This window comes from Salinicola rhizosphaerae (genome assembly GCF_014652715.1).
GTDB classification, from domain to species: domain Bacteria; phylum Pseudomonadota; class Gammaproteobacteria; order Pseudomonadales; family Halomonadaceae; genus Salinicola; species Salinicola rhizosphaerae.
The window spans coordinates 375,723-399,972 of record NZ_BMZI01000005.1 but is presented as its reverse complement, the minus strand read 5'-3'; the positions used below and the strand labels follow the sequence as shown (position 1 = coordinate 399,972).

The window sequence follows — 24,250 nt, the reverse complement described above, 5'->3', positions numbered from 1 at the left end:
TCGTCGGGCCATCGACGTTCGCTGGGCTGGCGGGATGACGCGACGAGGCATTCGCGCGGCGTGTAGCCTCATGCTTGGCCTCACGCTGGCGCTGGGCGAGGGCCACTTCGTCGGCTCGGCGATGGCGCTTCCCAAGCTCCCGCCCAAGTCCGAAGTCGTCAGGTTCTACGGAGAGAACGGCTGGCAGCGCATCGAACAGTGGCCAGTGTTGATCGATCGTCTGCAGGGGCAGTCGGTGCAGACCAAGCTCGCGAGCGTCAATGCCTTCTTCAATCAGCTACGCTTCGTCGATGATATCGATGTGTGGCACGTGGAGGACTACTGGGCCACGCCGTTCGAGTTCCTGGGCGTCGGGGCGGGAGATTGCGAAGACTTCGCCATGGCGAAGTACCTGACGCTGCGCGAGCTGGGCGTGCCGGATGACCAGCTCAGGCTGCACTACGTCAAATACATCCCGTACGATCAGTTCCATATGGTCGTGACCTGGGCACCGACGCCGACGACGCCGCCGGTCGTGCTGGACAATATCGTCAAGACGATTGAGCCGGCGTCCAAGCGTAATGATCTCTTGCCGATCTACAGCTTCAACGGCAGCCATCTGTGGATCAGCAAACTCAATGGCACGGGACGAGAGGTAGGCGAGTCGAGCCGACTCAGCCTATGGGAAAACTGGCAGCAACGCCTGGAGAACGGCACCTTGAGAGACCCGCGAGGGTGAGTGGCAGGCGTTGGTTTGCCGAACAGCATGTCGATGGGAACAGCATGTCGAGGGAAAACGCATGAACAAGTTTGGCAATGGGCAGGGGCGCGGCTGGTACGGTGTGGTATCGCTGGCATTCTTGATGACGGCCTGCGCCTCTGCATCGCAGCGTGATGTCGTCGTCGATCGCCCCACTGGCCAGGGCGTGGCACAGGTCAGCGCCGATAACGTCTTCGACAGCGCGGATCTCGACGACGACGGACACCTTACGCCGCTCGATATCGAACGCCTGGGGCTCGGTGGCGACTGGCACACGCTGGACGCCAACGGCAGTGGCCGCATTTCGCGTCAGGAGTTTCGTGACCAGTTCGCGACACCGCTGATCCAGGCGACGCTGACCCTGCCCGGCGATGCCGATAACGCGCAACCGCTGGTGTCGAGCGATTATCTGCTGCCGCCGGAACCGCCGAGCCAGCGCTATCAGCCGGCGCCGATTTCCGCCCCCGCGCCGGCTAGCGTGAGCGTGCCGAGCAATGCGCCGATTCTGGTGCCGGTCTTGATCAATGATCAGGACGCCGCCAACATCAACCAGGCAGCGCAGGAGACCGGGCAGAGTGACGACACCGAGTCATCCTCGCAGGAATCTTCTCAGTAGCGCGCTTTTCGTGCTGTCTCGAGATGACTCGGAGTGCCCAACATGTTCACGCGACTCAGGAGAGCTATCGGCCAGATGTTTCATTCGACACCCATCGAGCGGTCGCCCGAGGACCAGGCTGCGGTCGACCACGCTTGCAAAAAGCTCTCCCTGTATCAGTTCCAGAGCTGTCCGTTCTGCATGCGCGTGCGAATGCAGATCGAGCGCCTGGCGCTGCCCATCGAACTCCGTGATACGCAGCGCGAGCCGAAACACCGCCAGGATCTGATGGCGGGCGGCGGGCGCACCATGGTGCCGTGTCTGCGTATCGAGAAAGACGATGGAACGGCGGAGTGGATGTATGAATCCGCCGATATCAACCGCTATCTGGAGCGCCGCTTCGGATCGGACGGGACGTGAAAGCGACGGTGTTACTGACCCGGTGCTTCTCGTAGAATGGCGCCGTCACCGTTTTCACCCATGTTGATCGATTCAGGAGTCAGATTCATGTCCCAGGCCAGCGCTCGTCACATTCTCGTCGACAGCGAACAGCAGTGTCTCGAGCTGAAGCAGCAGATCGAGGCCGGCAGCGACTTTGCAGAGGTCGCGCGTCAGCACTCCAACTGCCCGTCCGGACGCCAGGGTGGCGAACTCGGCACCTTTGGCCGCGGCCAGATGGTCAAGGAGTTCGATGAAGTCGTGTTCAGCGGCGCGCTCAATGAAGTGCATGGTCCGGTGAAGACGCAGTTCGGTTACCACCTGCTGGAAGTCACTTCCCGCACCTGAGCCCTTGGTTTGGCGATAGCGCGTTTGCCGCCAAGCCAGTTCATTCACGGCAATACTTGCCGACAAAACATTACGAATTTCTCGCGGACGGCTGGGTAAAGCGGTCTAAGCTTGATGAACTCCGATAGCGTTCGACCATCCGGTCAGACTTCGGAGTTTCTCAAGCCTAGCGAGGTAATTCTCATGGCTCAGCACTCGAAAGCCGACAAGGCGGAAGGCGCCGTCGACAAAGCCGCCGGCAAGGTCAAGGAAGCCGTCGGCAAGGCAACCAAGGATCGAGAACTGGAAGGGAAGGGTAAGGCGCAGCAGGCCAAAGGGCATGTCAAAAGCGCGAAGGGAGATGTGAAGGACGCGTTCAAGACGCGCCACTGAACCCGGGTATTGTCGAGATACCAACGCTGCCGTCTCTTGCCGGCGCTGCCCCCACCGATTATCCGTATATCGACGCAGTGACGAAAGCCCCGATCCCGGGGCTTTCGGCGTTTCTGGAAGGGCTCAGGCCTTGCCGGGACGGTTGTAGATCTCCAGATCGAGCTCCTTCTCGCTCTTGCCGACCAGGGTCGTCACCATCAGATCGCCGGCGACGTTGACACTGGTGCGGGCCATGTCGAGGATGCGGTCCACGCCCGCGACCACGCCAATCGCTTCCAACGGTAGACCGATCTGTGCCAGCACGATGGACAGCATGATCAATCCGGCGCCGGGTACGCCGGCAGTGCCGATCGATGCCAGTGTGCCGGTCAGTACGATCATGCCGTAGTCGGCCATGGAGAGGTCGACGCCAACCAGCTGTGCCACGAACAGCGCTGCGACCCCCTGATAGATGGCGGTACCATCCATGTTGATGGTGGCGCCGACCGGTAGCACGAAGCTCGAGACGCCCTCGGAGACTCCCAGGTTCTTCTGCGCGCAGCGAATCGAGACCGGCAGGGTGCCGGAGGAGGAAGCCGAGGAAAACGACACCACCAGTGCATCGAGAATGCCCTGAAGATAGCGCAGTGGATTGAGCCGTCCCAGCACACTCAGAAGCCCGGTGTAGACCACCAGCACGTGCACGAGGCAGGCGAGATAGACGACGCCGATCACCTTCGCCAGCGGCAGCAGCACGTCCAGGCCGTACTGGCCGGAGACGTTGGCGATCAGGCCGAAGACGCCGAAAGGCGCGAACGCCATGACGATAGCGGTCAGCTTGTACATCGCTTCGGCGAAGCTTTCGAACACGCGCACCACCGGCTCGCCTTTCTCGCCGATCAGCATCAGCGAGATACCGAGCCCGATGGCGAAGACGATGATCTGCAGAATATTGCCCTCGATCATCGCCTGCAGGGGATTCGGCGGAACCAGTCCGACCAGAATATCGATCAGCGAGGGGGCATCGTTTGTCTGCTGCGGCGCGCTCATCGAGGCATCCGCGCCGACACCGGGTTGAAAGATCAGTGCCGCCGCCAGGCCGATGACGATCGCGAACGCGGTAGTGATCAGATAGAGCGCGATGGTCCGTGCCCCGACACGCCCCATCTTCTGCGGATCGCGCATGCCGGTGATACCGACGACCAGGGTCGAGAACACCAGCGGTACGATCAGCATCTTGATACCGTTGATGAAGATGTCGCCCAGCGGCTTGAACACGCTGGCACGTTCACCCATCAGCGCACCGACCAGAATACCCAGCAGTAAGCCTGCAATGATTTTTTGCCACAGGGGAATACGGCGCCACAGGTTGGGGCGGCGGGATGATGACTCTTGCATGGCACAACTCCGGCAGGATTATCGACGGGAAACGGGATCAAGGCCGCGCATTCTATCGTCTCAGCGAGTATCTGCCAGGTAATGATGTCGAAGTATGGGTAGTCGAATCGAGACATGAGGTGACGGCGCGCAATGTCTCGGTAAACACGCGGCATCACGATGGTTCCAGAGACGCTAGAGCTCGCGTGTCATTGGTCGAGCTCCTCGGTGATATCGTCGATCAGGTGCGTACGCTGCAGGGCGCGGTCACCGAGTTGTTCCGCCGTCGCATGGGCCAGAAGGTGCAGCATGCTGACCAGGCTCATGGCCGAGTAGCCGTAAGGGCCGCCGGTGCTGTAGCAGGAGAGCACGCTCTCCGAAAAGCCCTGCGCCCAGGCCGTGTTGCGCACGTCCACCACCGACACGACCTGTACACGCGATAGCGTCAACTGTTCGATCACGCGCTCGAGAACCGGTGCGCGGTGCTGCGAGAGCACCAGCAGCACGACGTCGCGGGGCGATGGCATGGCCAGCTCTTCCGCCCACAGGCCGCTCTGTGCGCCCAGACAGAAGACGTCGGCGCGCATGCGACTGAGCAGCGGACGCAGATAATAGATCAGCCCCTGGTCGAGCCCCTGGCCGAGCAGCCAGACGCGAGGCGCCGTGGCGAGCTTCTCGGCGGCCTTCGTCAGTGTGTCGTTGCGCGTGACCTCGAAGGTGCGTGCCAGGCTATCGGTTTCCAGCTGCAGATGGGTCGAGACGGTTAGCCCACGTGCCGGCTCTGGCTTCTGCTCGCTCGAGGGAGCATGGCGAAAAGGCTGGGTGCGATTGCGTTCCTCTCGTGCCTGCAGGCGCACTTCGTTGAAGTCCCGGTAGCCAAGACTGCGGAACAGGCGTGCCGCAGTGGCCTTGGAGACGCCGGCCATGTCGGCCATCTCCTTGGCAGAGTAGGCGAGCATGTCGTCGATCCGATCCAGCAGCAGCGTGGCCAGCTTGCGCTCGCTGGGAGAGAGCTGCTCGTAATGTTCCTGGATAGCCAGAACCAATCTCGTTGACATGTCCGTGTCCGTCTTCAGGGCGAGGTGTGAATGCCGCCGGGCAGTTTGCCGCGTAGTGGGTCGGAGTTCGCGCCACGCGGCGGGGCAGCCTAGCGTTTTTTTGCGTCGCGATCTTTTGGAAACTTGAGTTTCAGGTTAGCATTATTATGAAACCTGGGGTTCCAAATACAACCAGAGGATGCTCGAGTGCTGGCCAAGCGTGCGCTGCGTGAACGGATATGGAGTCAGCTCCAGGCTGTCGCGATCCCCGATTCCCGTTTCCATATGCGCTTCGCGGAGTTCATTCCCGACTTCATCGGCTCGGATGTGGCGACGCAGCGCTGTCTTGATGACGCGAGATTCTCCGGGGCGCGACATGTGTTCGTCACGCCCGATAACAGTCTGGTCGGGCTGCGCCAGTTCCTGATCGAGAACGACGTCAGCGTGGTGGTTTCGACCCACGGCATGGCACGCGGCTTTTTCTGGATCAAGCCGGGCTCGGTGCCGAGATCCGAGGCTCGTTTCGCTGCTTGGCTGGACGGCCTCGAATACTTTGGGCAGCCGGTCACGCTGGAGGCGTTGAGTGCGATGGGACGCTTCGATGCGATCGTCACTGGCGCGTCGGCGGTCACCACGCACGGCGTACGCTTTGGCCGTGGCCACGGCTTTCTCGATCTCGAGTGGCTACTGTTCGCCGAACTCGGGATCGTTGACGACACCACGCCCATCTGGACGCTCGTGCACGACGTGCAGGTGGTCGAAGAGGGGCTGTTCCCCAGCGAGCGCGATGTCGTGCTCGATGCTATCGCTACGCCGACGCGTACGCTCGAGATCGCCCGCGAGACGCCGCGCCCCTCACGCATCGACTGGCGCCGGCTGGATCAGTCGCGCATTGACGCCATGCCGCCGCTGCGCGAATGGCAGCGGGCGCTGGGGCTGGCGTGACTCCGACCTTTCGAACGCTCTGGCGTTGATACCACGAACAAACCAGTGAGGATCCAACGATGACGCTCAGCAGACGGCGTTTTCTTCAGATGACGGGCTCCGGCGTCATGGCCGGCGCGCTGGGCTGGCCGGCTCTATCGATGGCCCAGAATGGGCAGGGCACGCCGTTCGCCATGCAGGCGTCCTGGGTCAACGATGCCGAGTTCAGTGGCTACTTCGTGGCACAACGCAACGGCTATTACGCCGACGAGGGGCTAGCGCTGGACTATCGCCCCGGCGGTCCGGACGTGATTCCCGAGGGCGCGCTGCTCTCCAACCGAGCCGCCGTCGCACTGACCACGGTCGAGAGCACGCTCAAGGCGGTGACCCAGCAGGGCGCGCCGTTGGTGGTCATCGGTACCCAGTACCAGAAAAGCCCGGTGGGTATCGTCAGCCTGGCGCGCACCCCGATCGAGAAGCCCGAGGATCTCGCCGGCAAGGTTCTGGCCGTGCCGCCGGTCAATCGCCTGGCCGTGGAGGCGATGCTGGCCGCCAATGGCATGTCCACCGACGACGTGCGCATCGTGCCGTATGCCTACGACCCGACGCCGCTGCTCAAGGGCGAGATCGATGCGTCGCTCGATTTCGTGACCAACGTGCCCTACACGATCCAGCTTCAGGGCGAGGATGCGGTCAGCTTCCTGCTCTACGATCACGGCTTCCCCGTCTTCAACGACACGCTCGTGGTCACGCGTCAGACGCTGGAGAACCGGCGTGCGGATCTGCTGGCGTGGCTGCGTGCCAGTCGTCGTGGCTGGGAGGAGAATTTTCAGGACCCGACACGCTATCCGCCGCTGTTTGCCGACAGCTTTTTCGCCGGCAACGGTCGCGCCATCGACAACGAGATTTTCTTCAACCAGGCGCAGAAGCCGCTGATCGAGTCGCCCAATGGCATCTTCTCGATGGCAGATGCGGATATCGCCCGCTGTGTCGAGGCGCTCGGCCGTATTGGTATCGACGCTTCCACCGAGCATTTCGATACGTCGCTGCTGGCGGAGCTCGACGCGTGACGTCAGCGGGTCTGCATATTGATCGTGTCAGCCGTCGCTTCGATGTCGACGGCCGCTCGCTGCTGGCGCTCGATACGGTCTCGCTCGACGCGCCAGCAGGCAGCTTCATCGCCCTGATCGGTCCCTCCGGCTGCGGCAAGTCCACGCTGCTGCGCATGCTGGCCGGGCTCGACCAGCCCACCAGCGGCGAACTGCATGTCGGAGGCGAGACGCCGCAGGCGCTGCAGCAGCGCGGAGCGCTGGGGATCGCCTTTCAGGAAGCGTCGCTACTGCCGTGGCGCAGCGTCGAATCTAACGTGCGCTTTCCGTTCGACGTCATCGGGCGGATGACCCGGGCTGATCGTGAGCGCGTGCGGGAGATGATTGCGCTGGTCGGTCTTCAAGGCTTCGAGCAGGCGCTGCCGTCACAGCTTTCCGGCGGCATGCGCCAGCGTGTCGCCATTGCCCGCGCGCTGGTCAGCCAGCCGCAGCTCCTGCTGCTCGATGAGCCCTTCGGTGCGCTCGACCAGATACTGCGTCGGAGCATGAACGAGGAGCTGCAGCGACTCTGGCTGAATCGACCGGTTACTACCGTCATGGTGACCCACAGCGTCGACGAAGCAATCTTCCTTGCCGACAAGGTGGTGGTGATGAGCGGCCGGCCAGGCCGCATCGCGCGGGTGGTCGATATCCCGTTCCCGAGGGAGCGCCCGCTGTCGCTGCTCGCAAGCGCCGAGTGTCGGAAGCTGGAAGCGGAGCTGCTGGCGCTGATGTTCGAGGGTGGTACGTCCGACCGAAGCGGCTCGCGGACCGGGAGTGAGCGCGGTGATGACTGAGCGCGTCCGGGAGTCGCAGGTGACAAAGAAGCCCAGGAGCGTGCGTCAGCTTGCGGTGCGTCACGCCATGCCTCTCAAGATCGCGCTCGGCTGGCTGGCACTACTGGCTCTGTGGGAGATCGCCGGGCGCCAGCAATGGGTCGCTGGCGGCGCACTGCCGAGCCCGAGTGGCATCCTCGGACAGCTTGTCGTCGATTGGCACGACTACCCCGAGCATATCCGCGCGACGGTGCGCACCTCGCTGCTCGGTTTTCTGCTCGGCAATCTCGTCGCCGTGCTGGTCGGGTTCCTCATGGCCAGCTGGCGTCCCGCGGGTCGTTTGCTGAGCGGGGTCAACGTCACGCTGTTCGCCATGCCCCCGATCGCACTGACGCCTATCTTGATCATCGCCTTCGATGGCGACGCCCCGCGCATCGCGCTGGCGGCCCTGTCGACCTATTACCCGACGATGGTCGCCACGGTTCTCGGTTTGACCCGCGTCGACGCCCGGCTGCTCGATCTGGTGCGTCTCTACGGCGGCGGGCGCTGGGCGACACTGCGCTGGATTCGCCTGCGTCATGCGCTGCCGACACTGCTGGCCGGTCTGCGGGTCGCCGCGCCCAATGCCGTGCTGGGATCGTTGCTGGCGGAGTTCGGCAGCGGTTCCGGCGCCGGGCTCGGCCACTACCTGATCGGTTCGTTGGGGCGCGGCGATCCGGCGCGGTTGTGGGGCATCGGTCTAGTGGCGACGGCGATCAGCGCCGGTTTCTACCTGGCGATCCTGCTGCTCGCGCGCGGCTGGGTCGGTCGTCAGGCGCCTGCGCAGGAGAGCCTTGGCGGTTCGTCGGGCGGCTCGATGTCGCGTGCCAGCCGGCTGCTCTGTCTGGCGATCTCGATCACGCTGCCGGTGCTGCTGTGGTGGGGGGCGGTATGGGGGCTGGAGCGCGTCGGCGTTTCGTCCTTCGTGCTGCGTTCGCCGCCGGAGCTGGTCGCCGAACTGTTCTCGACGATGCGTCCCGAGAGTCTGACGAGCATCGTCGGCGGCGCGCTCGCGCAGACCGTGCCCTGGTGTCTTGCCGGCATGCTGGTGGGGCTCGCCTTCGCGCTGCTGCTGGCGATCGTCGGCACGCTCAGCCCGGTGCTCGGGCGGGTACTGATGCCGCTGTCGCTGCTGACGCAGTCGATGCCCCTGGTCGCGCTGACGCCGCTGATCGTGCTGATCTTCGGCCGCGATGGCGCGACCATTCTCGCGATCACCATCTCGGTCACGTTCTTCCCGGCCTACGTCACGCTGGCGCAGGGTATGGCGCTGGTGCCGGCGGCGACTCTTGACTGCGTGCGGGTGCTCGGCGGCTCGCGCTGGCGCGAGATTGGCCTGGTATCGCTGCCATGGAGTCTGCCGTATCTGTGCGCGGCGGCGCGCCTGGTCGCGCCGCGCGCCTTTCTCGGCGTGATGATCGCCGAGTGGCTGGCTACCGGCACTGGCGTCGGCAACCTGCTCAACGTGGCGCGGGGATCGCTCGACTATGGCCTGGTCTGGGCCGTTGTGGTCGCTGCCGTGCTGGTATCGGTGCTGCTCTATCTGGCGGTGACGCTGGTCGAGCATTGGGTCCTGAAACGCTACGCCATGGCGCCAGCGCCGTAACCCGCTGTTTGACGGAAGCGCCGGTTGATATCGGTGCCGTAATCCGCGTCGTCCGACGGCGCCGGCAGGCGGGTTGTCCTTAACCATGAATTGCCCGGGTGGCGTGAAGCCGCCAGGGCCTGATTGATCGAACTCGAGGTTGCCATGAGCCATAAATCCGACGTGCGTCAGCGCGTTTTCCGCGATCTGCGCCAGGTTGCTTTTCCCGATAGCCGCTTTCATTTTGATTTCGGCGAGTTTATCGCCGACTTCCAGCAGCGCGAGGCGGCGACCGAGCGCCTGGTGGCCCACCGTTACTATCAGGAAGCAAAGGTCATCTTCATCACGCCGGACAATTGTCTGGAAGAGCTGCGTCATCGGGCGCTGCAGGATGGCAAGCAGGTGCTGATGACCACCTACTCGATCAAGCGCGGCTTTTGGCTGCTCGATCCCGCCGAAATCCCCGAGGATAGGTACCTCTATGCCGCTACGCTGGACGGCATGGAACGCATGGGGCGAGCGGTCACTCTGGCCGAGATTCGCCAGATGCCGAAGACCGACTTCATGGTCACCGGCACTGGTGCGATCAATGAAGCCGGCATCCGTTTCGGCAAGGGACACGGCTTCTTCGATGCCGAATGGGGCATGCTGTTCCGCATCGGCAATATCGACGTCGACACGCCTTCCGCGGCGCTCGTTCATGACTGCCAGGTGCTGGCAGAAGAGCTGCATCCGGAGGTTTTCGACACGGTGTCGGACGTGATCTTCACGCCGACCCGCACGATCGAGGTCAGCGCACCGCACAAGCCGACCGTGGGTATCGTCTGGGAACTGCTCGACCAGGAGATGTACGACACGATTCCGCCGCTGCAGGAGCTCTGCCGGATGGAAGCCCTGGGCCAGGTCTGATCCCGAGAGGCGAGGCGCCTCAGTGGAGCCTCGCTTTTCCCGATACCCTGAACGATATCCTGCCCTCTATGTAGAGCTCACACTTCCCGATAGAGCTCGCCACCTTCATTCTGGAACCGCTGCGCCTGAGCCTTTAGCCCCTCCTCTTTCTCGTTCGAGGCTGCCGTGCCGAAGCGCTCGCGCACTTCCTGGGTGATCTTCATCGAGCAGAACTTCGGCCCACACATCGAACAGAAGTGGGCCCTTGGGCAGCGTCTCGTGGCCGCGCGCTGGCTGGTCTTCGTGGCGCGGTCGCCGACCCCGGTTCGAATGAGGGCTTCGGTGAACTGCTCGGTCGACGAACTTACGACTTCTACTCGTCATCCGAACGATGTGATTCAGTGACGCAGGGCATCCAGAACTGACTCGGTAGGAGATCGATGGGGAACTACAACACCTTGGCGAGAAAACTGCGGGTCCGTGGGTTTGCCTCTGAGCCGAAGATCATCTCCGGGGTGCCAGAGTCCACAATCCTACCCCGATCCATGACGATAATACGATCGGCGATTTCCCGCGCGAAGTTCATTTCATGGGTGACGATGATCATCGTCATACCCTCGGCGGCCAGCAGTCGGATCACCTGCAGCACCTCGCCGACCAGTTCGGGGTCGAGGGCCGAGGTCGGCTCGTCGAACAGCATGAGTTCCGGACGCATGGCCAGCGCTCGGGCAATGGCGACACGCTGTTTCTGACCGCCGGACAGATTGCCAGGCATGGCATCGGCCTTGTCCGCGAGTCCGACCTTGTCCAGCAGTTCCAGGCCGAGTCGTCTTGATTCCTCGGCATGCTGCTCCAGGACCTTGCGCGGGCCGATGGTGATGTTGTCGATCACCTTGAGGTGTGCGAACAGGTTGAACGATTGAAATACCATGCCGGCGCGGGTGCGAAGGGCATCCAGCTGGCGTTCCGGGAGTAGCTGGCCCTGCTGGCTCAAGCGTTCTCCGCAGATCTCGACGATGCCTTTCTGGGCAATTTCCAGACCGTTGCAGCAACGCAGCAACGTGCTTTTGCCCGAGCCACTGGGACCGATGAGCACGACGACTTCGCCACGCTGCACGGTGAGGTTGATATCGTCGAGGATCAGCGTGTCGCCGAAGTACTTGAACAGGCCGATGGTCGAGATCAAAGCCCCGGCGGAAGCTTTAGGTTGCGTCATCATTGAATGCCTTTGGTGTGCAGACGGTTCTCGAAAGTTCTCAGCAGCCGACTGACTGACCAGGTCAGCACCAGGTAGACGGCGCCGATCGCCAGGTAGACCTCCAGCGAGCGGTAGGAGACGCTGATGATCTGCTGGCCCTCATGCATGATGTCGTGAATGGTGACGAGCGAGATCAGTGCGGAGTTCTTGATCAGGGAGATGAACTCGTTGCCGAGGGGGGGAATGATGCGCACGATCGCCTGGGGAACGATGATCAGGCGCATGGTCACGCGCCGCGACATGCCGATGGCACGTGCTGCCTCATGCTGACCCTTGTCCACCGATTGCAGCGCACCGCGCACAATCTCTGAGACGTAGGAGGCCGAATAGAGGCCCAGCCCGATCACGCCACACAGAAACGATGGCAAGCTGATGCCGAACTGGGGCAGGCCGTAGTACCAGATGAAAAGCTGGACCAGCAGCGGCGTGCCGCGAAAGATGAACACGTAGAACGAACAGATGCCGTAGAGCAGGCGTCGGGAGGTATCAAGTCTGCCGATGCCCACGAGCAGGCCGAGTGTGCAGCTCAGGATCATCGAGACGGCGACCACCTCGACCGTGATCAGTGTGCCATGCATCAATGACCCGAAGTTCTCGATGACGGGAGAGAAGTCGAAATCGATCAAGGTGTCGTCCTGCGGTGATTGGCAAAAACGGGAGGGTATGGCAGTTCAGGGCGATCCGGTGATCGCCCTGCCGGGAAGGCGCTATTCGGCGCCGAACCACTTTTCGGTGATTTTCTGATAGGTACCATCGGCCTTGAGGGCGTCAAGCGCCTCGTTGATTGCCGTCGTCACTGCCGGGAGGTCCTTGCGTACGGCATAGCCGTAGGGCTCCGTGGTCAGCTGCTCGTTGAGCACGCTCATGTTGCCGCGCTTGGTGGCATAGAAACGCGCGAAGGGCTTGCCGGTGACGACGGCATCGGCGCGCCCGGCTATCACCATGTCGAACATCTGATTGTTCTTCTCGACTTCTACGCGGGTGACATCGGGAAAATTGTCCGTCATGAATTGGACGGATTTCGTGCCGGTCTGCAGCGCGACTCGCTTGCCGTCGAGATCCTTCGGCCCCTGGATCGTCTCATCACCTTTCTTCTTGACGATGACCAGTCCACTATTGAAATAGGCATCGGAAAAGTCGACGACCTTGGCCCGGTCCTCGGTGATGTAGATGGCTGAGGCGACCACGTCGGCGCGCTTGGCGATCAGGCTGGGCACTAGACCCTTGAATTCCGTGTTGATCCATTCGACCTGGGATCCCATGCGCTCGGCGATGGCGTTGAACAGATCGACGTCGAATCCTTGCAACTGGCCGTCCGATGTAAACTCCATCGGCGGGAAAGTCGGGTCGATCGCCACGCGCAGGGTTGCGGGGACGTCGTCGGCCTGCGCGACGCTGGCAAGGCTTGGTAGGGCAATCATGGTAATGAGACAGATTCTTGTCAGAAGTTTTTTCATCGCAATCTCTATTGTTTTTGGTGAGCGGGGATTTCATTAATCCCGATGACTGAAAACGTCACAACTGAAAAAATGTTTTTCCGCTATAACTCGTCGGAATGGTGGCATCAGGAAGGGTATGAATCGACAACGTTTGTCACTGGCGAGACTGGAGCGGCGCAAACTCAATATTCGTCATTTCGAGGCGTTCTACGCCGTCGGTATGCTGGGTTCCGTCTCGTCCGCCGCCGAGAGCATGAATCTTACTCAACCGGCGGTCAGCAAGCAGCTTGCGGCTCTGGAGCATGAAACGGGGCAGCAGTTGTTTCATCGCCGTAGCGGCCGATTGGAGATGACGAGAGAGGCGGCGTACCTGTTCGAGGAGGTCTCAAGTACGCTGGTCAACCTTGATGGGCTCACCGATGCCATTGCCAATATTCGCCGAGCCAGCCTCGGACGAATCGAGATCGGCTGTACGCCGGGGCTCTCTTACGATCTGTTGCCGCAGACGCTGTCGTCGTTCCTTCGTGAACGACCGGATGTCCGGGTCAGCCTGCAGGTGGAAACTTCGGATCATCTGCTCAAGAAGGTGCTGCTGCAGCAGCTGGACCTCGCGGTCATCGAGGACTCCTTTCAGCATCCGATCGCCAGCAGCCCCAACTATCATGCGATTCCGTTCAACGTGACCTGCGTCTGCGCCGTGTCGGTCGAGGATCCGTTATCTCGCAAATCGGTGCTGACACCGGCAGATCTGGATGGCCGGCCGGCGATCACGCTGGAGTCGGGACACGAGATCACGGTGCAGCAGCAGCGGGCGTTCGACATCGCAGGGGCGGTGTTCAATCCGGCCTACGAGACTCGCCTGTGGTGGAGCGGGCTGGGCATGGTCAAATACAACCTCGGCTATGCCATCGTCGATCCGTTTAATGCCGATGCCTACGCTTCGCTGGATGCCGAACGGACGATCCGCTTCCTGCCCTTCGAGCCCGGCCTCCTGCATGGCATGGCGCTGATCTACCCGGCCCTCAAGAACATTCCGCGGGCCGCTGAACTGCTGATCGCCGAACTGCGTGAACGTGTGGCGGGGTGAGAGCATTTCGGGGGCTATTCCCTATCGCTATGGTGCAGCGACTTTTTTTCATTGGTCTTGTTGCGCGCTTCGGTTTGAAAATCACGACCTCTATACGCAGATACGGTCGTGATCCAACATGTTCGATGCCACGAAAACAAACCGCGCCTACTGCGGCATTCCTACCTTCCTTCGCGCCGACCTGTGCGCTCTTGGCGGAGAGATTCCCACTGATGCCATGGCGGTGCTGGGTATTCCGTTCGATGAAGCTTCGCCGTTCATGCCGGGGGCACGCTTCGCACCGCGCTCGTTGAGAGAACACTCCCTGCGGTTTTCTCCCCAAAGCTACTACGACATGACTAGTGATCGGACCTATCTGACCGATGCCGTCACTGGCCGTGCCATCGTCGATGCGGGCGACGTGGATGTGGTGCCGGTCAATGTCGCTGCCACACATCACAATATTACCGAAGCGGTCGCTGTGCTGCTCGCGGCCGATGCCATTCCGGTGGTGCTGGGCGGGGATCACTCGATCAGCTTTCCGGTAGTCAGTGCGTTCCAGCGCCCGATACATGTCATCCAGATCGATGCGCATCTTGATTTCGCGCCGATCACCGACACGCTGACCTACACCAACGGTCAACCGTTCCGGCACATCTCCAATCTTCCTCAGGTCCAGAGTGTCACCCATATCGGCGCACGCAGCCTGCGTATTCGTGAGGCCGAGTATCGCGACACCCTGGCCGCCGGTAATCGCATCGTCGGCATGGACGAGATTCGTGAAACCGCGATCGAAGACTGGTTGGGCCATATTCCTGCCGATGCCAGCGTCTATCTCAGCGTCGACATCGACGCCTTCGACATGTCGCTGGTCCCCGGCTGCGTCTCCGGTGAGCCGGACGGACTAGACTACCGCCAGATGCGGTCGCTGCTGAAGGCGATCGTGGCGCGCTTCGATCTGGTCGGTTTCGACTTGGTGGAGATCAATCCTCAGCTCGACGTTGCCACCGGTGCGACGTCCTATCTTGGCGCGCAGGTGCTGGTGGAGTTGATGGGATATCGACTCGCCAAGGTGCGCATGAGCGAACTCGCCAACTAACACGTGCGTGACTCGCGCCGTGCATTCAACGACAACTGACGAATTACAAGGAATGGCCATGAATTTTGCGTTGCCCATCGAAGGCATCTGCTCCTTCGGCAAATATCCGATCTGTACCGATACCCATGCACTAGATGCCGATATCGCTGTGCTGGGTGTACCCAGTGACGTGGGCGTGGGCTTTCTTTCCGGTTGCCGGCTGGGGCCGCGACGCATTCGCGAAGCCTCGACACAGTATGGTCGTGGTGATGTCGGCTTCTACGACCCTGAGCGCGACGACGTCTATCTCGCCGCGCCACTGAAGATCGTCGACTGCGGTGACGTGCATCTGATCCAGGGGGATCTGGATCGCTCGCTGGATAACATCGCCGAACATGTGCGCCGGATCGCGGCCAGTGGCGCGATTCCCGCCGTGATGGGCGGGGATCACTCGATTTCCATCGGTGTGGGAAGAGGGCTCGACCGCTTCGATGGTCTCACTGTCATCCAGCTCGATGCCCATCTCGACTGGACCGACAGCCGCGAAGGGCAACGTCACGGTAATGGTAGTCCGATGCGGCGGATGTCGGAGATGAACCACATCGGCAACATGGTGCAGGTCGGATTGCGCGGCATGGGTAGCAGCGGCAAGCAGGATTACGATGATGCGCGTAGCTATGGTAGCCGTCTGATCACGGCGAGGGAGTTCAAAGAGCGTCGCATCGAGGAGATTCTGGGGCAGATTCCTGATTTCGAGCATGCCTACGTCACCATTGATATCGACGTGCTGGATATCTCCATTGCCTCGGGCACGGGATCGCCGATGCCGGGTGGCCTGGATTACGATCAGCTGCAGTTGATTCTCGAAGGCATCGCCAAAAAGGGAGCGGTCGTGGCGTTCGACATGGTTGAGGTCGCACCACAATACGACCCGACCAACTCCACCACGCGCATCGCTGCGCTAACGATGCTCAACTTCATGGCGCATATCCTCAAGGCGCGCGAGATCGCTGCCTGAGCGAATCAGCGATGGTAGTTGCCGCCATCGCTGAACCTGTTGCTCACACTTCCCGATAGAGCTCGCCACCTTCATTCTGGAACCGCTGCGCCTGAGCCTTTAGCCCCTCCTCTTTCTCGTTCGAGGCTGCCGTGCCGAAGCGCTCGCGCACTTCCTGGGTGATCTTCATCGAGCAGAACTTCGGCCCACACATCGAGCAGAAGTGGGCGACCTTGGCGGAGTCCTTGGGGAGCGTCTCGTCGTGATAGGCCCGGGCGGTATCCGGATCGAGGCCGAGATTGAACTGATCCTCCCAGCGGAATTCGAAGCGCGCTTTCGACAGCGCGTTGTCGCGGCGCTGGGCACCCGGGTGCCCTTTAGCCAGATCGGCGGCATGGGCGGCGATCTTGTAAGTGATGATGCCGGTCTTGACGTCGTCCTTGTTGGGCAGGCCCAGATGCTCCTTGGGCGTGACGTAGCAGAGCATGGCGCAGCCGTACCAGCCGATCTGCGCCGCGCCGATGCCGGAGGTAATGTGGTCGTAGCCCGGTGCGATATCCGTGGTCAACGGGCCGAGGGTGTAGAAGGGCGCCTCGTCACAGCATTCGAGCTGCTTGTCCATGTTCTCCTTGATCAGCTGCATCGGTACGTGGCCGGGGCCTTCGATCATCACCTGAACGTTGTGCCGCCAGGCGATCTGCGTCAGCTCGCCTAGCGTCTCCAGCTCGGCGAACTGCGCGGCATCGTTGGCGTCGGCGATCGAGCCCGGGCGCAGGCCGTCGCCCAGCGAGAACGAGACGTCATAGGCCTTCATGATCTCGCAGATCTCTTCGAAGTGCGTGTAGAGGAAGCTCTCTTCGTGATGCGCCAGGCACCACTTGGCCATGATCGAACCGCCGCGAGAGACGATACCGGTGACGCGGTCGGCGGTCATCGGCACGTGATGCAGGCGTACGCCGGCGTGGATGGTGAAGTAGTCCACACCCTGTTCCGCCTGCTCGATCAGCGTGTCCCGGAAGACCTCCCAGGTCAGATCCTCGGCAACACCGTCGACTTTCTCCAGCGCCTGGTAGAGCGGCACCGTGCCGATCGGCACCGGCGAGTTGCGCAGAATCCACTCGCGGGTCTCGTGAATATTCTGGCCAGTGGAGAGATCCATGATGGTATCCGCGCCCCAGCGGATCCCCCATGTCATCTTGTCGACCTCCTCCTCGATGGAAGACGTGACCGCCGAGTTTCCCAGATTGCCGTTGATCTTCACCAGGAAGTTGCGCCCGATGATCATTGGCTCGCATTCGGGGTGGTTGATGTTGGCGGGGATGATGGCTCGCCCGCGAGCCACCTCGTCACGCACGAATTCTGGAGTGATCTCGCCGGGCAGATTGGCACCGAAGGACTGGCCCAGATGCTGATGCGAAAGCATGGGATCGCTGTCGGTAGCTTGATCGGCACGTCGTCGCTGATTCTCGCGGATGGCGATGAACTCCATCTCCGGCGTGACGATACCGCGGCGGGCGTAATGGAGTTGAGTCACGTTGGCGCTCTGGCCTTCTTCTGTCATGCGCGCCCGCCGCGGCGTGCGTTTGAGCGAGAAACGCAGCGGGTCCAGGCGCAGATCCTCAGCGCGCAGCCGGCCGTAGTGCGAGCTTGGGCCGTCGAGCCACTCGGTATCGTCACGTTCGTCGATCCAGGCGCGGCGCAGCGCCGGCAGGCCAAGGCGGATGTCGATCTCGGCGTCAGGATCGGTGTAGGGGCCGGAGGTGTCATAGACGGTGAGCGGTGCGTTGGCTTCGAGGCCATCTTTGGTCTGAGTCGGCGATAGCGCGATCTCGCGCATGGGAACGCGGATATCCGGACGTGAACCTTCGACATAAATCTTCGTCGAGGCGGGCAGCGGGGCGATGGCGGCGCTGTCGACGCGCGCGGTATCGGAGAGAAACTGAGGAGATTTCATGTTCGGTTGTGCTCCGTGGCATGACTCGCCAGGCGTATTGGCCAAGGCGATCGGGGTCAGGCCGGCGCACAGCGCGGGGGAGGGAGCACGGGTAGAGTCGCAATTTGAACGAGACTCTGGAAGACGGTCTCCGCTTGATCCCTACGCCGGTACTAGCCGGATCAGGTTCGTCGGGATCCGCCGTGGCGCTCTCTTGGTCAGATAGCGCAGAACGATCTCAGCCGGTTCCACCGGCACCCCGTCAAGCTGGCAAATGATTGCCGCAGCCAGTGTCTATCGAGCGGTGAGCCGGGGTCAAGACGCGGGCTATGAGTCGTTATCTGCTTCCACGCTTGCTTGCATCAACGCCAGAAACCGCTCGGCCTGCGGCGTGAGGCGCTGGCGCGGATGCGTCAGCCAGACTTCCGAGACGGCATCCGGGTCGCTGATCGGTCGGTAGCGCACGTTATCGAGCTGGATGTGACGAAACGACGCCGGCAATAGCGAGACTCCCAATCCGCCGGCGACGAGACTGATGATGGTATTGGGACCACCGACCGCCTGGACCAGTGTCGGGGTCAGCCCGCGGCTCGCGAACAGGGCATGAAACTGCTCCAGCAGCCCGGTTCCGGCCGCCGGCGAGAAGTAGACGAACGGGTGATCGGCCAGTTCGGCCAGAGTCAGCGGCTCGCTACTGCCGCCAAGCGGCCCCTGATCATTGACGACGGCAACGAGCGGCTCGCGAGCCAACGTAAAGGCCGAGAGCGCGTCCGGCAGCGTTGCCGGGCGCATGATGCCGATATCGAGATCTCCTTCCATCAGCGGCGCGATCTGGCGCTGGCTGTTGAGCTCGTGCATGCGCAGGTCGACGTCGGGGTAGCGGGCGCGATACTGCAGCAGGCTGCGTGGCAGGGTGGCCGTGAGCGGAACGGAGGTGGTGAAGCCGATACGCAGCTGCCCGGTTTCTCCCTGTCCGAGTCGGGAAACCAGACGCGAGGCGCGTTCCGCACGATCCAGAATCTCTCTCGCTTCCTCGAGCAGTAGCCGCCCGGCCTCCGTCAACACGACGCGTCGGTTGGTGCGTTCGAACAAGCGCGTGCCGAGTTCGTCCTCCAGCGCTCGAATCTGCTGGCTGAGCGGCGGCTGCGATATACCCAGCCTGGCCGCCGCACGACTGAAATGCAGCTCTTCCGCGACGATCACGAAGTAGCGCAGGGTGCGTAGTTCCATGGAGCGTCTTTCCGCGCGAGGGGTATGGTGAAGTCGTAAAACATATCAAAAACGTCGAACAATATATTAGAACGATAATCTGGACCGGCGTAATCTAGAGAGCATTCATTCAGCGGTTTTCATTCATGGCGTTACCGGTAGGGCGCCTGCCACCATCGGGAGATTCGGGTTGTCCCGTCACACCAACTCCACGTCCAGTTCGTCGTCACTGCAGAGTTCTTCCGCTCACGCCGCCAATCAGCAGCTGGAGCAGGAAGCGGCAGTGATCGAAAGCGGCTTCATCGAACGCGGTAAACCGGGCTATCGTCCGACCATGCTGGCGCTCTTTCTGGGCGCGTTTTCGACGTTCGTGCTGCTTTATTGCGTGCAGCCGTTGATGCCGATCCTGTCGGAGGCATTCGATATCGACGCGGCGACCAGTTCGCTGTCGCTGTCGGTGGCAACCGGCATGCTCGCGGTGGGGCTGCTGATAACCGGGCCGATTTCCGATGCGCTGGGGCGTAAATCAGTCATGTCAGTGGCGCTGCTGGCGGCGGCGATCTTCAGTCTGCTGGCGGCAGCAATGCCCAGCTGGTCGGGCGTTCTGGTTCTGCGAGCGCTGGTCGGTCTGTCGTTGTCGGGGCTCTGCGCGGTGGCGATGACCTATCTCAACGAGGAGATCGACCCGCGCTACGTCGGTCTGTCGATGGGGCTTTATATCAGTGGCAACTCGATCGGTGGCATGAGCGGACGCCTGATCAGCGGTGTCATGGTCGACTGGGTGCCGTGGCGCTGGACACTCGCGGTCATCGGTATCGTCGCGCTGGTTGCTGCTGTCCTGTTCATTCGCTGGCTGCCGCCGTCGAAGCACTTCACGCCGCGGCCGCTCAACTGGCGCAACGTGCTTTCGGGATTTGCCGTGCATTTCCGGGATCGCGGTATGCCGTTTCTGTTTCTCGAGGCGTTTCTGCTCATGGGCGGTTTCGTTACGCTCTACAACTATATCGCCTACCGGCTGCTCGCCGAGCCCTACAGTGTCAGCCAAGCGTTGGTCGGTGTGCTGTCGATCGCCTATCTGTCGGGTACCTGGAGTTCGGCCTGGGCGGGTTCACTGGCGGATCGACACGGACGCCAGCGTATCTTCTGGTTGTTCATCGTGATGATGCTGGTGGGACTCGCCGTCACGCTCTTTTCACCAATCAGTCTGATCCTGATCGGCATTCTGATCTTCACCTTCGGGTTCTTTGCTGCGCATTCGCTCGCCAGCGGTTGGGTGGGCCAGCGCGCGACGCAGGCCAAAGGGCAGGCATCTTCCCTCTATCTCTTCAGCTACTACTTGGGTTCGAGCGTGGCCGGCACGCTGGGTGGGGCCTTCTGGTACTGGGGCGGCTGGCACGGTGTGGCCGCGTTTATTGCCGTGCTACTGCTGGCGGCACTGGCGGTCGGCGCGCTGCACCTAAGGCGTCTGGCGTGAGTCGTCTTCTCCGCTCTCGAAAGTCGCGAGTGACAGACACAAAAAAGCCGCCGAGGGGTAGACGGCGGCAAGACAATGCGTCGAGAGACGCGGGGGTTGATGCGACGAGAGAACCGAAGCGCTAGGGATGCGCATCGATTCTGGCATTACTTGGCGAAGAGCTGACCCATATCCTTGAAGGCCTTGAATTCCAGCGCGTTACCACACGGATCGAGCAGGAACATGGTGGCCTGTTCGCCGACTTCACCTTTGAAACGGATGTAGGGTTCGATCACGAAGTCGGTACCGAAGCCTTTCAGACGCTCGGCCAGCGCTTCCCACTCCGGCCAGCTCAGTACGATACCGAAGTGCGGAACCGGTACGTTATGACCGTCGACCGCGTTGGTGTGCGTGCTTTCCTGAGTCGAAGTGATCGGATGTTCGTGGATCACCAGCTGATGTCCGTAGAAGTCGAAGTCGACCCAGTGCTCACTCGAGCGACCCTCATTTAGACCGAACGTCTCGCCGTAGAACTTGCGTGCCGCAGGCAGATCGTAAACCGGAATCGCCAGGTGAAAAGGGGAGAGCGCCATTGGAGTGTCCTCGAGTGCGAATGAATGAACGCATTCTGAGCGCGAAACATTTCGATGAAAAGCGCATAATATTGCTGTCTGATATCAAATAAAATGGATTCTTTTGGCGACCCTCTTTCATGCTCAGAGAACTGCGCACCTTTCTGGCCGTGGTCAGACACGGCACGTTTTCGGCCGCCGGCGCGGCGGTGGGGCTGACACAATCGGCGGTCAGCACCCAGATCCGCAATCTCGAGGCCGATATCGGCGAGCCCCTTTTCGAGCGTACGGGGCGGGCGGTAAAGCTGAATGCCGCGGGTCGGCGCCTGCTGCCTCAGGCCAACGAGATGCTGATGCTGGCCGAGCGCATTCGTCATCCGGATCAGACCTCACTGGTGGGCGAGTGGCATCTCGGGGCGATCGCGAGCCTGCAGAGCGGTACGCTGCCTATCGTCCTCAGCGCGCTGGCGCGGGAAGCGCCGGGTGTGATGACGCGTGTCGTGCCCGGCGTCTCGTTGGCGCTGCTCGATCAGGTCGACAAGGGCGATCTGGACATGGCGGTCGTCGTGCAGCCCCCGTTTGCGCTGCCTGCGGATCTCCACACTCGCGTCATCGCGCGGGAGCCGTTCGTGCTGATCGCACCGCTCGATAGCGAGGGAGAGAGCGTCGATACCTTGCTCGAGACCCATCCGCTGGTGCTCTACGACCGGGGCTCATTCGGCGGCCGTCAGGTGGTCAAATTTCTCGAAGGGCGCCGGTTACGCCCCGATATTCGCCTCGAACTCGACGAGATCGATGCCATTGCCGGTATGGTCGAGCACGGACTCGGCGTGGCGCTGCTACCGTTGACGGGACTATGGCAGCGCCGAGACCCTCGTCCGGTCCGCGTGCTGTCGCTGGGTGAGAAGACCTTCTTCCGAGAGCTGGTGTTGATATCGCGTCTGCCGCCGGAGCAGTCTCCGCTGGTCGCCATCATCGAACGGGAACTCCTCAGCCTGATGTGAGTGGCTCGAGACGTTCGGCCTGAAGAGGTGGGCTTAATCTGTGTCGTGGGTCTGAACCAGCCCGGATTCGGGGGCTTGAGCCAGCCCGGCTCCGGGGGCTTGGACCAGCCCGGATTCGGGGGCTTGAGCCAGCCCGGCTTCGGGGGCCCGCACAAGCCCCATGACGCTCTCACGAAACCATCGGTGCGCGGGGTCAGCGTTCCATCGCGGGTGCCAAAGTGCCGAAATCCGGAATGGTCGGGTCGGCACGGGAAGCGTAAACCTCTTGAGGCTGCGGCTCTCGAGTTCCCGAGACGTGTCCGGTAGGCAGGAGTCGGGCACGATCGTCACATGATCGGTGCCGGCAACGATTCGCAGTGCATCGGCGAAGGTCGGGACGACGGTATAAAACGGCGGTGCCAGCCCGAGCGCCTGGAGTGTGCTTGCCATCGGGCCGCTGAATTCGCCGTTCGGTGACGCCAGCACCAGCCGGCAGCTCGCCAAGTGAGCCTGTGTCGCATCGCCGGTCAGAATCGGGTGATCGTGAGGTGCCACGCCAACGAAGCGGTCCTCGAACAGCCCGCGAATCATCAGCTCTGGGGCATTCGTCTCGATGACACCGATCTCGAGGTCGATCTCGCCATCGCGCAGCGGTTCCACAGTCTTGCTCGGTTTTGGCGCGAAGCGCAGATTGACCCCCGGCGCCTGGCCGCGGATCGCCGTAATCAGCGACACCGAAAAGCGCTCGATGAACGCGGCGTTGGCGCGCAGCGTGAACGTGCGCACCAGGCTGGCGGTGTCGAACGTTCCGCGCGCCGGGCTCAGCAGGGATTTCGCTTCACGCGCCACCACGTGGGCGCGCTCCCGCAGTTCGATGGCGCGCGGCGTTGGCACCAGACCACGTCCGGCGCGAACCAGCAGCGGATCGCCGGTGGTGTCGCGCAGGCGCTTCAGCGTGCGGCTCATCGCCGAGGGGCTCAAGCGCAGGCGTTTCGCCGCGGCGGTCACGCTCTGTTCTTCGAGCAGCACGTCCAGCGCGACTAGCAGGTTCAGATCGATATCGCTCATCGGCTCACCATAGCCGAGCTTCCGATTACGGAATAGCGCCTGGTGCAATAATAGTTTGCACATCGTGCGTCTGGTGCATTCTGGCCACCGCTTCCATGCTGGGTAATGAACGCATCAAGAGGAGAACGTCCATGAAGCCTTCATCTCATCATCGCACGGCACTGATCGTTGGCGCCTCGCGGGGCCTGGGGCACGCAATCGCCGCGGAACTTTTGTCGCGCGGCGATTCACCGACACGCGAATGGAGAATCATCGGCACCGTGCGTGACGGGGCGAAACGGACGCCGCTTCACGCGCTGGCAGAAGAGCACCCTGATCGCATCGAGATCGAAACGCTCGACATCACGGCGCCGGATCAGATCGAGGCGCTACGTGGCCGTCTCGATGGCCGGACGATCGACCTGCTGTTCGTCAACGCCGGCACGACCACCCAGGATCAGCACATCCACATCGGCAAGGTCTCCACCGACGAGTTCAACCAGGTGATGGTCACCAACGCGCTCAGTCCCATGCGCGTCATCGAGACGCTGCAGGATCTGGTACCGGCCGACGGGCTGCTCGGCGCGATGTCCTCGGGTCAGGGCAGTATCGCCAACAATGACAAGGGCATGCGCGAGGTCTATCGAGGCAGCAAGGCGGCGCTCAACATGTTCATGCGCAGCTTTGCCGCACGCGAGACCGAGCCGGTTCGCGCCATGGCGGTCCTGGCGCCGGGCTGGATTCGCACGGACCTGGGGGGCGATGAAGCACCCTACACGATGGAGGAAGCGGTGCCGCCCATGGTCGACGTGCTGCTCGACAAGATGAGCCGGCCCGGACTCGAATACCTCGACCGCTTCGGCAAGACGGTGCCGTGGTGAGGGGATCACGATGAAACTGATCGGCATCGAGGAGCATTTTCTGACGCCGGTCTCAGGGAAAGACGCCAAGCAGTAGCTCAAGTCGTTTTCGACGAATGCGTCAAACGATAGACGGCAAACAATTCGCTCCTCATTGAGCACCCAGGCTT

The 24,250-nt window shown here is 62.0% G+C and carries 26 protein-coding genes and 1 riboswitch; of the genes, 16 read left to right on the top strand and 10 right to left on the bottom strand.

All coding sequences use genetic code 11. The annotated features are described in order from the left end of the window. Window positions 1-34: 34 nt before the first annotated feature. The 5 genes from IE125_RS13280 (at window position 35) to IE125_RS13260 (ending at window position 2,492) form a co-directional block, all read left to right on the top strand. Entirely contained in the window at window positions 35-718 is a 684-nt protein-coding gene (locus IE125_RS13280; protein WP_229809104.1) for a transglutaminase-like cysteine peptidase, read from the top strand. Window positions 719-779: 61 nt separating this feature from the next. Next, the gene (locus IE125_RS13275; RefSeq protein ID WP_189445150.1) at window positions 780-1,355 is read left to right on the top strand and encodes an EF-hand domain-containing protein; all 576 of its coding nucleotides are present in this window, start codon (window positions 780-782) and stop codon (window positions 1,353-1,355) included. 75 nt (window positions 1,356-1,430) lie between these two features. Beyond that, the gene (locus IE125_RS13270; protein WP_189445149.1) at window positions 1,431-1,754 is read left to right on the top strand and encodes a glutaredoxin family protein; all 324 of its coding nucleotides are present in this window, start codon (window positions 1,431-1,433) and stop codon (window positions 1,752-1,754) included. 87 nt (window positions 1,755-1,841) lie between these two features. Then, window positions 1,842-2,120: a peptidylprolyl isomerase gene (locus IE125_RS13265; protein WP_189445148.1), complete on the top strand. Its 279-nt coding sequence runs from the start codon at window positions 1,842-1,844 to the stop codon at window positions 2,118-2,120. Between the two features lie 183 nt (window positions 2,121-2,303). Next, a complete protein-coding gene (locus IE125_RS13260) occupies window positions 2,304-2,492 on the top strand; it encodes a CsbD family protein (protein WP_189445147.1) in 189 nt (62 codons plus the stop codon). A 123-nt stretch (window positions 2,493-2,615) separates the two neighbouring features. Here the strand turns inward: IE125_RS13260 and IE125_RS13255 are convergent, their stop codons facing one another. Then, window positions 2,616-3,869 (bottom strand): dicarboxylate/amino acid:cation symporter, encoded by a 1,254-nt coding sequence (locus IE125_RS13255; protein ID WP_189445146.1) that lies wholly within the window; start codon window positions 3,867-3,869, stop codon window positions 2,616-2,618. A 188-nt stretch (window positions 3,870-4,057) separates the two neighbouring features. Then, window positions 4,058-4,906, bottom strand: coding sequence for a MurR/RpiR family transcriptional regulator (locus IE125_RS13250; RefSeq protein WP_189445145.1), 849 nt, complete (start codon window positions 4,904-4,906; stop codon window positions 4,058-4,060). Between the two features lie 186 nt (window positions 4,907-5,092). Between IE125_RS13250 and IE125_RS13245 the strand changes: the two genes are divergently transcribed. The 5 genes from IE125_RS13245 (at window position 5,093) to IE125_RS13225 (ending at window position 10,206) form a co-directional block, all read left to right on the top strand. After that, on the top strand, window positions 5,093-5,830 hold the full coding sequence (locus tag IE125_RS13245; RefSeq protein ID WP_189445144.1) for a 5-formyltetrahydrofolate cyclo-ligase: 738 nt from the start codon (window positions 5,093-5,095) through the stop codon (window positions 5,828-5,830). A 59-nt stretch (window positions 5,831-5,889) separates the two neighbouring features. Next, entirely contained in the window at window positions 5,890-6,879 is a 990-nt protein-coding gene (locus IE125_RS13240) for an ABC transporter substrate-binding protein (protein ID WP_189445143.1), read from the top strand. Then, window positions 6,876-7,694 carry an ABC transporter ATP-binding protein gene (locus IE125_RS13235; RefSeq protein WP_189445142.1) on the top strand — a complete coding sequence of 273 codons (819 nt, stop codon included), beginning with the start codon at window positions 6,876-6,878 and terminating at the stop codon, window positions 7,692-7,694. The genes IE125_RS13240 and IE125_RS13235 overlap by 4 nt, the downstream gene beginning before the upstream one ends. Window positions 7,695-7,713: 19 nt before the next feature. Next, window positions 7,714-9,318 (top strand): ABC transporter permease, encoded by a 1,605-nt coding sequence (locus IE125_RS13230; protein WP_229809103.1) that lies wholly within the window; start codon window positions 7,714-7,716, stop codon window positions 9,316-9,318. A gap of 144 nt (window positions 9,319-9,462) precedes the next feature. Then, window positions 9,463-10,206 (top strand): 5-formyltetrahydrofolate cyclo-ligase, encoded by a 744-nt coding sequence (locus tag IE125_RS13225; RefSeq protein WP_189445141.1) that lies wholly within the window; start codon window positions 9,463-9,465, stop codon window positions 10,204-10,206. Window positions 10,207-10,283: 77 nt separating this feature from the next. Here IE125_RS13225 and IE125_RS19320 read toward each other — a convergent pair whose 3' ends face one another. The 4 genes from IE125_RS19320 to IE125_RS13210 all read right to left on the bottom strand — a co-directional run bounded on the left by IE125_RS19320 (window position 10,284) and on the right by IE125_RS13210 (window position 12,864). Continuing rightward, the gene (locus tag IE125_RS19320; protein ID WP_268249106.1) at window positions 10,284-10,409 is read right to left on the bottom strand and encodes a hypothetical protein; all 126 of its coding nucleotides are present in this window, start codon (window positions 10,407-10,409) and stop codon (window positions 10,284-10,286) included. Between the two features lie 224 nt (window positions 10,410-10,633). Then, window positions 10,634-11,401, bottom strand: a complete 768-nt coding sequence (locus IE125_RS13220) for an amino acid ABC transporter ATP-binding protein (RefSeq protein ID WP_189445140.1) — start codon at window positions 11,399-11,401, stop codon at window positions 10,634-10,636. Next, window positions 11,401-12,069, bottom strand: a complete 669-nt coding sequence (locus IE125_RS13215) for an amino acid ABC transporter permease (protein ID WP_229809102.1) — start codon at window positions 12,067-12,069, stop codon at window positions 11,401-11,403. Before IE125_RS13215 ends, IE125_RS13220 begins: the two co-directional genes overlap by 1 nt. Before the next feature lie 81 nt (window positions 12,070-12,150). After that, the gene (locus tag IE125_RS13210; protein WP_229809101.1) at window positions 12,151-12,864 is read right to left on the bottom strand and encodes a transporter substrate-binding domain-containing protein; all 714 of its coding nucleotides are present in this window, start codon (window positions 12,862-12,864) and stop codon (window positions 12,151-12,153) included. A 154-nt stretch (window positions 12,865-13,018) separates the two neighbouring features. Between IE125_RS13210 and IE125_RS13205 the strand changes: the two genes are divergently transcribed. From IE125_RS13205 to IE125_RS13195, 3 genes are all read left to right on the top strand, one after another. Beyond that, complete coding sequence (locus IE125_RS13205) at window positions 13,019-13,969, top strand: LysR family transcriptional regulator (protein ID WP_189445138.1); 951 nt, start codon at window positions 13,019-13,021, stop codon at window positions 13,967-13,969. A gap of 118 nt (window positions 13,970-14,087) precedes the next feature. Then, window positions 14,088-15,047, top strand: coding sequence for an arginase family protein (locus IE125_RS13200; protein ID WP_189445137.1), 960 nt, complete (start codon window positions 14,088-14,090; stop codon window positions 15,045-15,047). Window positions 15,048-15,105: 58 nt separating this feature from the next. Further along, complete coding sequence (locus IE125_RS13195; protein WP_189445136.1) at window positions 15,106-16,044, top strand: agmatinase; 939 nt, start codon at window positions 15,106-15,108, stop codon at window positions 16,042-16,044. A gap of 43 nt (window positions 16,045-16,087) precedes the next feature. Here IE125_RS13195 and thiC read toward each other — a convergent pair whose 3' ends face one another. Both thiC and IE125_RS13185 read right to left on the bottom strand, forming a co-directional pair. Next, window positions 16,088-17,977 carry a phosphomethylpyrimidine synthase ThiC gene (gene thiC, locus IE125_RS13190; protein ID WP_189445135.1) on the bottom strand — a complete coding sequence of 630 codons (1,890 nt, stop codon included), beginning with the start codon at window positions 17,975-17,977 and terminating at the stop codon, window positions 16,088-16,090. Between the two features lie 121 nt (window positions 17,978-18,098). Then, a riboswitch (TPP riboswitch) is annotated at window positions 18,099-18,228 on the bottom strand. 55 nt (window positions 18,229-18,283) lie between these two features. Further along, window positions 18,284-19,186, bottom strand: coding sequence for a LysR substrate-binding domain-containing protein (locus IE125_RS13185; RefSeq protein ID WP_189445134.1), 903 nt, complete (start codon window positions 19,184-19,186; stop codon window positions 18,284-18,286). A gap of 169 nt (window positions 19,187-19,355) precedes the next feature. Here IE125_RS13185 and IE125_RS13180 point away from each other — a divergent pair, with 169 nt between their 5' ends. Then, window positions 19,356-20,639, top strand: coding sequence for an MFS transporter (locus IE125_RS13180; RefSeq protein ID WP_189445133.1), 1,284 nt, complete (start codon window positions 19,356-19,358; stop codon window positions 20,637-20,639). Between the two features lie 146 nt (window positions 20,640-20,785). On the opposite strand, the gene IE125_RS13175 is transcribed toward IE125_RS13180, so the two are convergent. After that, window positions 20,786-21,211 carry a VOC family protein gene (locus IE125_RS13175; protein WP_189445132.1) on the bottom strand — a complete coding sequence of 142 codons (426 nt, stop codon included), beginning with the start codon at window positions 21,209-21,211 and terminating at the stop codon, window positions 20,786-20,788. Window positions 21,212-21,330: 119 nt separating this feature from the next. Here IE125_RS13175 and IE125_RS13170 point away from each other — a divergent pair, with 119 nt between their 5' ends. Continuing rightward, complete coding sequence (locus tag IE125_RS13170) at window positions 21,331-22,194, top strand: LysR family transcriptional regulator (RefSeq protein WP_189445131.1); 864 nt, start codon at window positions 21,331-21,333, stop codon at window positions 22,192-22,194. A gap of 33 nt (window positions 22,195-22,227) precedes the next feature. Here IE125_RS13170 and IE125_RS13165 read toward each other — a convergent pair whose 3' ends face one another. After that, window positions 22,228-23,241, bottom strand: a complete 1,014-nt coding sequence (locus IE125_RS13165; RefSeq protein ID WP_189445130.1) for a LysR family transcriptional regulator — start codon at window positions 23,239-23,241, stop codon at window positions 22,228-22,230. A 131-nt stretch (window positions 23,242-23,372) separates the two neighbouring features. Here IE125_RS13165 and IE125_RS13160 point away from each other — a divergent pair, with 131 nt between their 5' ends. Continuing rightward, window positions 23,373-24,101, top strand: coding sequence for an SDR family NAD(P)-dependent oxidoreductase (locus IE125_RS13160; RefSeq protein ID WP_189445129.1), 729 nt, complete (start codon window positions 23,373-23,375; stop codon window positions 24,099-24,101). Window positions 24,102-24,250 lie beyond the last annotated feature (149 nt).

Bases quoted from the DNA above. Each gene is read 5' to 3' on its own strand.
- IE125_RS13280 (WP_229809104.1), top strand. From the start codon at position 35: ATGACGCGACGAGGCATTCGCGCGGCGTGTAGCCTCATGCTTGGCCTC.
- IE125_RS13275 (WP_189445150.1), top strand. From the start codon at position 780: ATGAACAAGTTTGGCAATGGGCAGGGGCGCGGCTGGTACGGTGTGGTA.
- IE125_RS13270 (WP_189445149.1), top strand. From the start codon at position 1,431: ATGTTTCATTCGACACCCATCGAGCGGTCGCCCGAGGACCAGGCTGCG.
- IE125_RS13265 (WP_189445148.1), top strand. From the start codon at position 1,842: ATGTCCCAGGCCAGCGCTCGTCACATTCTCGTCGACAGCGAACAGCAG.
- IE125_RS13260 (WP_189445147.1), top strand. From the start codon at position 2,304: ATGGCTCAGCACTCGAAAGCCGACAAGGCGGAAGGCGCCGTCGACAAA.
- IE125_RS13255 (WP_189445146.1), bottom strand. From the start codon at position 3,869: ATGCAAGAGTCATCATCCCGCCGCCCCAACCTGTGGCGCCGTATTCCC.
- IE125_RS13250 (WP_189445145.1), bottom strand. From the start codon at position 4,906: ATGTCAACGAGATTGGTTCTGGCTATCCAGGAACATTACGAGCAGCTC.
- IE125_RS13240 (WP_189445143.1), top strand. From the start codon at position 5,890: ATGACGCTCAGCAGACGGCGTTTTCTTCAGATGACGGGCTCCGGCGTC.
- IE125_RS13225 (WP_189445141.1), top strand. From the start codon at position 9,463: ATGAGCCATAAATCCGACGTGCGTCAGCGCGTTTTCCGCGATCTGCGC.
- IE125_RS19320 (WP_268249106.1), bottom strand. From the start codon at position 10,409: ATGAAGATCACCCAGGAAGTGCGCGAGCGCTTCGGCACGGCAGCCTCG.
- IE125_RS13220 (WP_189445140.1), bottom strand. From the start codon at position 11,401: ATGACGCAACCTAAAGCTTCCGCCGGGGCTTTGATCTCGACCATCGGC.
- IE125_RS13210 (WP_229809101.1), bottom strand. From the start codon at position 12,864: ATGATTGCCCTACCAAGCCTTGCCAGCGTCGCGCAGGCCGACGACGTC.
- IE125_RS13205 (WP_189445138.1), top strand. From the start codon at position 13,019: ATGAATCGACAACGTTTGTCACTGGCGAGACTGGAGCGGCGCAAACTC.
- IE125_RS13200 (WP_189445137.1), top strand. From the start codon at position 14,088: ATGTTCGATGCCACGAAAACAAACCGCGCCTACTGCGGCATTCCTACC.
- IE125_RS13195 (WP_189445136.1), top strand. From the start codon at position 15,106: ATGAATTTTGCGTTGCCCATCGAAGGCATCTGCTCCTTCGGCAAATAT.
- thiC (WP_189445135.1), bottom strand. From the start codon at position 17,977: ATGAAATCTCCTCAGTTTCTCTCCGATACCGCGCGCGTCGACAGCGCC.
- IE125_RS13185 (WP_189445134.1), bottom strand. From the start codon at position 19,186: ATGGAACTACGCACCCTGCGCTACTTCGTGATCGTCGCGGAAGAGCTG.
- IE125_RS13175 (WP_189445132.1), bottom strand. From the start codon at position 21,211: ATGGCGCTCTCCCCTTTTCACCTGGCGATTCCGGTTTACGATCTGCCT.
- IE125_RS13170 (WP_189445131.1), top strand. From the start codon at position 21,331: ATGCTCAGAGAACTGCGCACCTTTCTGGCCGTGGTCAGACACGGCACG.
- IE125_RS13165 (WP_189445130.1), bottom strand. From the start codon at position 23,241: ATGAGCGATATCGATCTGAACCTGCTAGTCGCGCTGGACGTGCTGCTC.
- IE125_RS13160 (WP_189445129.1), top strand. From the start codon at position 23,373: ATGAAGCCTTCATCTCATCATCGCACGGCACTGATCGTTGGCGCCTCG.